Here is a 7,679-nt window from a genome sequence, read left to right on the forward strand (position 1 = left end):
TTGGACTGTGCCTGCTAAGCCACAGTGGCGGCGCGTTTTCCGCCGACCGTTGACTCATGTTGTGACAATGTAACATGCTCCCGCTCATCTGTGAGGAGCCGTCATGCGTCACGTCCTGCTGCTTAGCGCCTTCGCCCTGCCTGCCGCCGCCCTTGCCCAAGCCGGGCCGGGCAATCTCGCCGTCACCATCTACAACGAGAATCTCGCGCTGGTGCAGGACACGCGGCAGCTGAACCTACCCTCCGGCAGGTCGCGGCAGGAGTTTCCGAACGTGTCCGGCCAGATCCAACCGGAGACGGTGACGCTCGGCGCGTCGGACGTGTCGATCGTCGAGCAGAATTTCGACTTCGACCTGCTCTCGCCGCAGAAGCTGATGGAGAAAGCTGTCGGCGAGGAGATCACCCTGGTGCGCACCAACCCCGCCACCGGCGCCGAGGAGCGCGAGCGGGCGCGCGTGCTGGCGGTGAATGGCGGGGTCGTCCTCCAGATCGGCAACCGGATCGAGGTGCTGCGCGATGACGGGCTGCCGGTGCGGGTGATCTTCGACAAGGTGCCGGAGAATCTGCGTGCCCGGCCGACGCTGTCGGTGACGCTGGAGAGCAGCCGCGGCGGCACGCGGCCGGTGACCTTGAGCTACCTGACCGGCGGCATGGGATGGAAAGCCGATTACGTCGCCTTGTTCGACGAGCAGAAGGGCGTGATCGACGTCCAGGGCTGGGTGACGCTCACCAACCAGACCGGCACGACCTTTGACAATGCCGACACCTTGCTCGTCGCTGGCAATGTCGCCCAGCAGCCGCAGAATTATTACGATCCGCGCCGGGCGCGCATGGGCTATCCGCCTCCCCCGCCTCCGCCGCCGCCTCCCGGAAATCGTCCGGGCACCGAGACGCCGGGACGCGAGAGCCTCGGCGACTTCTACCTCTATCCGCTCAAGGAGCGGACCACGATCGCCAACCATCAGACCAAGCAGGTCAGCTTCCTCGACGTCACCGGCGCGACCGCGCGCCGCGCCTTCGTGTTCCGCAATGGCTGGCTGCAGACCCAGGACCAGGCGACGAGCGCGTCCAGCGTGCTGCAATTCTCGAGTTCGCGGAATGCGGGACTGGGCGACGCGCTGCCCGCAGGCACGGTCCGCGTCTACATGAAGGACGCGCGCGGCAACGCCCAGTTCGTCGGCGAGAACCAGATCGGGCACACGCCGATGGGCTCGGACATCGCCATCGCCACGGGCGAGGCGTTCGACGTGAAGGTCCAGCCGGTGATGGAGCAGCGGGAGCGCGTGAACTCCAGCCGCTGGCGCACGACGATGCGCTACACGCTCACCAACGCCAGCCCGCGCGCCGTCACGGTCGACCTCATCCAGAGCGGCTTGTGGGGCGACACCCGGATCACCCAGGAAAGCCAGACGAGCACGCGCCGCTCGGCGGACGAGGCTTTGTGGCGCGTCACCGTCCCGGCCAACGGCGAGGCCACCGTCACCGCCACCTTCGACACGCGGTTCTAAGCGGCTGAGGTAAGGCCCCATGCCCCTCCATCCGTTCGCCCTGAGCCTGTCGAAGGGCTGTCCTACATTCTTCCGGCGTAGGAAGAAGGGCAGGGCTTCGACAAGCTCAGCCCGAACGGGGTTGGGGGCGCTGGCACTCGCATTTAGCGCGCCCGCCGCAGCCCAGACCATCGCCACCTCGCCAGCCCCCCAGCAGGTCGGCGTCACCGTCTACCGAGCGCCGCAGCGCCCGGCGAGCGAGCCGATGAACCTCAATTGGCTGAACGGGTTCGCCTTGATCACCGAGACGCGCCGCGTATCCATTCCTGCCGGCGAGGCGGACATACGCTTCGAAGGCGTCGCCGGCGGCATCCTCCCGGAGAGCGCGATCGTCACCGGCCTGCCCGGGGGCGTGGTCGAGAAGAACCAGGATGCCTACCTGCTCTCGCCCGGGAGCCTGATCGACGCGTCCCTCGGCAAGCGCGTGCACCTCCGCCGCACGTCGCGGGCCACCGGCGAGGTGCGCGAGGTGGAGGCGGTGGTGCGCTCCAGCGCGCAGGGCGGCGTGGTGCTGGAGACGGAGGCGGGCGTCGAGGCGCTGCGCTGCACCGGTTTGGCCGAGACCGTGACCTACGACCGCGTTCCGCCTGGCCTCTCCGCCAGGCCGACTTTGTCGGTGCGGGTGCGAAGCGAGCGGGCGACCGAGGCGACCGTCACCCTTTCCTATCTCGCGAGCGGTTTCGACTGGCAGGCCAATTATGTCGGCGAGCTCTCCGCCGACGGCAAGCGGCTCGACCTGTTCGCCTGGCTCACTCTCGCCAATGCGGACGAGACCGGCTTCCGCGACGCCAGCACCAATGCCGTCGCCGGGCGCCTCAACCGCAGCTCGGGCCCGGCGATGCGCCCACGCGCCGAGCCGCTGCGGCTCGAATGCTGGCCAACCGGCACGACCAGCGACATCCCGCTGGAGGTCGTGAATGCCGAGGACATCATCGTCACCGGCTCGCGGGTTGTCGCCTACAATGTCGAGAATTTCGCGCCTGCGCCGCCACCCCCGCCGCCGCCTCCGGCTCCCGCGATGATGGCACAGCAGGAGGAGCTCGGAGATCTGAAGCTCTACCGGATCCCGGAGCCAGTCACGGTCGCCGCCAAGAGCCAGAAGCAGGTCGCCTTGCTGGAGCGCGAAGGAGTCAAGGTCCAGAGCCTCTACCGACAGCGCGTCTATGCCGGCGGCTCGGCACAGCCGTTGATGCGGGTGCTGACCACGCGTAATCGCAAGGAGGAGGGTCTCGGCCTGCCGCTCCCGGCCGGGCGGGTCGTCCTGTTCGGCAAGGGACGCGAGCGGCCGGTGCTGATCGGCCAGGGCTCTATGCGCGACAACAGCGTCGGTGAGGATGTCGAGATCGAGATCGGCACCGCCTCCGCCGTCACCGCCGAGCTGGTCAACCTGACGCCGGAGAGCCGCGGGGCGACCGATTGGCAGCTCACCGTCCGCAACCCGCACAATTATCCGGTTCGCTACGAGGCCGAATTCGAGACCGGAGGGGGCCGCGTGACGCCTGAGGGAAGCTTCGCCCGGCGCGACGGTCGCCCGCTTTGGGCGGTGACGGTGCCGGCGAATGGAAGCACGACGCTGCGCTACGCGCTCACGCCGCAATAGCCGAGAGATGTTAGACTGTCGGCAGCGCTCGCGGCCGATGCTCCTCGTCGAGCGCGACGAAGGTGAACAACGCCTCCGTCACCTTCACCTCCTTGCTGCCGCGGTCGCGGGTCGCGATCACCTCGATGCGGATGCTGATCGAAGTGCGACCGGTCCGCTCGATCCTGGCGAAGACCGAGATGATGTCGTGGAGCAGGATCGGCTCGATGAACTCCATCGCGTCGATCGCCACCGTCGCGACGGGCCCCTGGGCGCGGTGCGAGGCGACGATGCCGGCGGCGATGTCCATTTGGCTCAGCACCCAGCCGCCGAAGATATGGCCGTTGGCGTTGATGTCGCCGGGACGCGGGACGACCCGCAGGATCGGTTCGTCCTTACCGAAGGTCATGCTCGTCCTCGTGGCTCTGGGCGGCTTCGTCATGGCCGCTATGGCTGCTGAAATAGGCAAGGCCCATCAAGGCCGTGCCGAGCAGCACGGTGAAGAAGACGCCGGCGATCGTCGCGACGACCATATGGACGCTGAGGAAGGCGCCGGTGAGCTGCAGATAAAGCAGCGCGAGCACGACCGCGATCACGGCGGCCGCGATCATCCAGCTCATCAGCGCCTTGTAGCGCGCCCAGGCCTGGGCGCTTCGCTCCAGCCCTGCCGGAGTGGGATCATGTTTGGGCATGCTTCCATTTGGCGTTGGCGCATGTGATCATCAAGGCTTGAGTCGGCGTAGAAAAGAACGAGGAGGCCGAGCATGACGATCGCCGCAATCATCGCGGGGAGGCAGCACCAGGTGCTGAGCGTCACCTGCGACACCCCGGTCCGGGACGCGATCAGGCTGCTCGCCGAGAACAAGATCGGCTCGCTCCCGGTGCTGCGCGACGACAAGGTCGTCGGGATCATGTCCGAACGGGATATCATCTACTGCCTGGCAAGCGATGACGCGGCGATGCTCGACTGGACGGTCGAGCGGATCATGACCTCGCCGGCGATCACGGTGACCAAGGACGTGCAGGCGCTCGCGGCGCTCTCGCAGATGACCCGCAAGCGCATCCGCCACCTGCCGGTGGTGGAAGGCGAAAAGCTGATCGGTATCGTCTCGATAGGCGACCTCGTCGCCTACCGGATCACGCGCATCGAGCAGGAAGCCGAAGCGATGCGCGCCTATATCCAGAGCGCCTAGCGGCCGAGGCCGAAGCGGGGGAGAAGGCCCGCGCGCGTCGATTCGAGCACGGCGGTGACCTCGTGGCGGACGGGGTGCTTCACGACATAGATGACAACAAGCCAGCCGACGCATCCGGCTGCGGCCGCCGCGGCGAGCGGGAAGAAGTCGAGGTCGGCGGGTGACGACCAGCGCCAGTAGACGAGCAGCAAAGGCGCGACCGTGGCCAGCGTTGCCGCAAGGCTCTGCAGATAGACGAGCAGCATGTCGCGCCAGCGGAACGCCACGAGCCGGCGCATGAAGCCGGCATAGATGGAGAACCAGACGAGGCCGTAGCCGATCCGCGAGGCTGCCGCCCATTCGACGCTCCACAGGCAGGCGAGGGCGAGCAGGCCGACCGAGGCGGCGGTATCGAGGAGGTTGAGCTGCAGCAGCCGCCGCATCCGGCCGAGCAGGATCGGCAGATCCATGTGGAGCGGCAGCGCGGTGAACGGGATCTCGCTGAGCGCGATCCAGACCAGCAAGGGCGCGACCGCCGCCCAGCGCTCGCCGAACAGCATCAGCACCAGCGGCGTCGAGGCGGCGGCGAGGAAGGCCATGGCTGGCCAGGTGGTGCCGCTATAGCCGGCGACGACGCGCAGATAGGGCGGCGCGAGCGGCTCGCCCGAATCGCGGATGCGGGCGAAGGCGGGATAGAAGACGCTGCCGATCGCGCCGCTCACCAGCTGCCGCAGCTGGCCGGCGAGGCCGACGGCGCGTCCGTAAAGACCGACCGCGGTGATGCTCAGCATCCGGCCGATGATGAGCTCCGGGCTGCGCATCCCGACCGCGCCGCTCATGTAGAGCAGTGAGGCGCCGGACCCGAATCGCAGGATCGGCCTCGCGCCGGCAAGGCCGAGCGAGAATGGCGCACGGCCGCTTCGCCATTGGCCGAGAATCGCCCGCGCCGCTTGCTGCGCGACGGTCGCCCAGGCCAGCGACAGCGCGGAAAAGCCGAGCGCCGCGAGCGCCAGCGCTGTTCCGGCCTGGGCGAGGGCGGCGCCGACGTTGACGACGAACAGCGACCGGAAGTCGAGCTCCCGCTGCAGCAGCGCGCTCGGCACGATCGCGAACGGGACGATCAGATAGGATCCGGCCACTACGACGAGAATCGGCAGCAGGCGCGGATCCTCGTAGAATCGGGCGGCGGGCAAGGCGAGGGCGAGGATGACGAGGCCGACGCCGAGCGCGAACAGGATCGACACCGAGAAGGCGCTGCGGATCTGCGATTCGCTGAGGTTCGGCTCGCCGGCAATGTAACGCGTGATGCCGAAATCCTGGAGCGCGGAGACCAGCATCGCCGCCGACAAGGCGATCGAGAAGAGTCCGACCTCCTCCGGGCTGAGGAAGAAGCGGGCGATGAGCACGCTGCTGACGAATTGCGCTGCGAACACAGCATATTGGCCGGTGAGGGACCAGAGCGCGGCGTGCCGGACGGACATCAGTGCGTCGCCAGCGCTGCAGCCAGACGGAGCGCGCGCCCAGGCTCGCCGATCTTCACCAGCCGGCCGGCCGTGCGCCAGAGCCCGTCCTTGGCACCGCCCGCCCGCACATGGTCGAGCAGCAGGTCGAATCCCTCGCCGCGAAGTGCGATCGGGGAATAGACGATCGACTTCGCCAGCTTCCGGCGTATCGAATCGGCGAGGCCGGGGCGGCCGAACAGCGCGTCGACCTCATCCACCGCCGGCAGCGTCTCCAGCCCTTCCGTCGGATCGGGGCGGCCGGCGATTCGCTCGAGATGGGCGGCGAAGGCGATGGCGGCGCCGATCTGCTGGGCGGTGACGTGACGCTCGCTGATCTGCCCGTCGGTATGGCGGTAGCGGACGAGCCGCTCGGGTATCGAGCAGATCCGCGTCCGCTCCGACAGCCGCAGCCAGAGGTCGTAATCCTCGCAATGGCGGAAGGCGGCGCGGTAACCGCCCGCCTCGCGCACCAGGTCCCGGCGCATCATCACCGATGTGTGGCAGAGCAGCGTCTGGGTCTCGGCGACGGCGAGGAGCTGCTCGTGAGCAGTGGGCGGATCGGGAAAGACGCCGTGCCACGGGCTGCCGTCCTCGACGATGTCCGTGGACCAGGTGCCGACGACACCATGATCCGGATTGGCGTCGAGGAAGGCGAGCTGGCGCTCGAATCGCTGCGGCAGCGACACGTCGTCGGCGTCCATCCGCGCGATCAGCGGCGCCTGCGCTTCCCCGATCAACCGGTTGAGGCTCGCGATTAGACCCCGATTCTCCTGCCGCAGGATGCGGATCCGCTGGTCCCTGGCCGCATAGGATTCGAGGATGTCGCTGCTGCCGTCGGTCGAGCCATCGTCGACGATCAGGAACTCGAAGCTGCCGAAGCTTTGGGCGAGGATGCTCTCCACCGCCTCGGCCAGGAATCGGGCGCTGTTATAGACGCTCATGGCAACGCTGATCGCCGGCACGCTCATCCGCCCGCTGCACTTTCCCAGACACCGCGCCGCGACCTTGCAAAGCGCCTGCGCCCTCATAGGCTTAGGCGGTGAAGAAGCGATTACCCAATGGCGCGAAGCTAAGGTCTTGAAGGGGCGCTGAAACTTTTTTGAAACATCGCCCTTGCGCGCAAAAAATGGGCGGCTATATCGCCCTCCGTCGGCGTCGCCGGGCGGTTCAACCGCTCCTCAAGAGGCACCGGCGATCTTTGAAATGAGAGAAATGCAAAGGCCATTGACGGCAGGTTTCGACCCGCCCATATGGCCGCCTCCGACGCGGCGGGCGGGATCTTCCCAAGCGACGCGGCGGCGAAGGCTTTTCGAAAAAGCCTTTCGGATGAAGTGCTTGACGGACGCTTTTGGCGCTCCTATCTAGGCTTCAGGCGAGCGGGACAGGCCATCCGGCCGATCTCCGCTGCTTCCGAAAGCTTCTTCAAAAAGTTTTCGAGAAAAGCTGTTGACGGTCGCTAATCTCGATCATATATGGCTCTTCACCGACGAGACAGCGCCTTCCGGCATGGCTCGTTTGCGCTTCATCCACTGGATAATCCGGTGCCCTGGTAAAACGGGGAAGGTGAAGCGCGGCTCTTTGACATTGTTGGTTTAGATGAAGGGACATGTGGGCGGCGGCTCCGGTCAGCGATATCCTCTGGGTGTCGTTCGATCGGTTAAAGCTAAGCCGTTCCAGTTGGGGTCCCCGGCGAAGCGCAAGCTTCGATGGGGTTCTCTCATGTCCTCTTACATATCCACAGTAATATGTATTTGTGCAGGAACGGCTCCCAGAGATGCCGGCGCCGGCGCTTCGAGTTTTCCCTCGGGGCCTGGATGTCGGTCATAAACTTGAGAGTTTGATTCTGGCTCAGAACGAACGCTGGCGGCATGCCTAACACA

At 66.7% G+C, this 7,679-nt stretch carries 8 protein-coding genes; 4 read left to right on the forward strand and 4 right to left on the reverse strand.

Going from position 1 to position 7,679, the window contains the following annotated elements:
* Positions 1–103 precede the first annotated feature (103 nt).
* Both AC5JBD_RS12320 and AC5JBD_RS12325 read left to right on the forward strand, forming a co-directional pair.
* Positions 104–1,507, forward strand: a complete 1,404-nt coding sequence (locus AC5JBD_RS12320; protein ID WP_495722110.1) for a DUF4139 domain-containing protein — start codon at positions 104–106, stop codon at positions 1,505–1,507.
* 121 nt (positions 1,508–1,628) lie between these two features.
* Positions 1,629–3,146, forward strand: coding sequence for a DUF4139 domain-containing protein (locus AC5JBD_RS12325; RefSeq protein ID WP_495722111.1), 1,518 nt, complete (start codon positions 1,629–1,631; stop codon positions 3,144–3,146).
* Positions 3,147–3,156: 10 nt separating this feature from the next.
* Here AC5JBD_RS12325 and AC5JBD_RS12330 read toward each other — a convergent pair whose 3' ends face one another.
* Both AC5JBD_RS12330 and AC5JBD_RS12335 read right to left on the reverse strand, forming a co-directional pair.
* Complete coding sequence (locus tag AC5JBD_RS12330) at positions 3,157–3,534, reverse strand: acyl-CoA thioesterase (protein WP_495722112.1); 378 nt, start codon at positions 3,532–3,534, stop codon at positions 3,157–3,159.
* On the reverse strand, positions 3,521–3,817 hold the full coding sequence (locus tag AC5JBD_RS12335) for a hypothetical protein (RefSeq protein WP_495722113.1): 297 nt from the start codon (positions 3,815–3,817) through the stop codon (positions 3,521–3,523). Before AC5JBD_RS12335 ends, AC5JBD_RS12330 begins: the two co-directional genes overlap by 14 nt.
* A 72-nt stretch (positions 3,818–3,889) precedes the next feature.
* Here AC5JBD_RS12335 and AC5JBD_RS12340 point away from each other — a divergent pair, with 72 nt between their 5' ends.
* A complete protein-coding gene (locus AC5JBD_RS12340; RefSeq protein WP_495722114.1) occupies positions 3,890–4,318 on the forward strand; it encodes a CBS domain-containing protein in 429 nt (142 codons plus the stop codon).
* Here the strand turns inward: AC5JBD_RS12340 and AC5JBD_RS12345 are convergent.
* Both AC5JBD_RS12345 and AC5JBD_RS12350 read right to left on the reverse strand, forming a co-directional pair.
* The gene (locus AC5JBD_RS12345) at positions 4,315–5,778 is read right to left on the reverse strand and encodes an oligosaccharide flippase family protein (protein WP_495722115.1); all 1,464 of its coding nucleotides are present in this window, start codon (positions 5,776–5,778) and stop codon (positions 4,315–4,317) included. The genes AC5JBD_RS12340 and AC5JBD_RS12345 overlap by 4 nt on opposite strands.
* A complete protein-coding gene (locus tag AC5JBD_RS12350) occupies positions 5,778–6,767 on the reverse strand; it encodes a glycosyltransferase family 2 protein (RefSeq protein WP_495722116.1) in 990 nt (329 codons plus the stop codon). Before AC5JBD_RS12350 ends, AC5JBD_RS12345 begins: the two co-directional genes overlap by 1 nt.
* 282 nt (positions 6,768–7,049) lie before the next feature.
* Here AC5JBD_RS12350 and AC5JBD_RS12355 point away from each other — a divergent pair, with 282 nt between their 5' ends.
* Positions 7,050–7,259: a hypothetical protein gene (locus AC5JBD_RS12355; RefSeq protein ID WP_495722117.1), complete on the forward strand. Its 210-nt coding sequence runs from the start codon at positions 7,050–7,052 to the stop codon at positions 7,257–7,259.
* Positions 7,260–7,679: the final 420 nt, after the last annotated feature.

It is taken from the genome of Allosphingosinicella sp. (assembly GCF_059502505.1).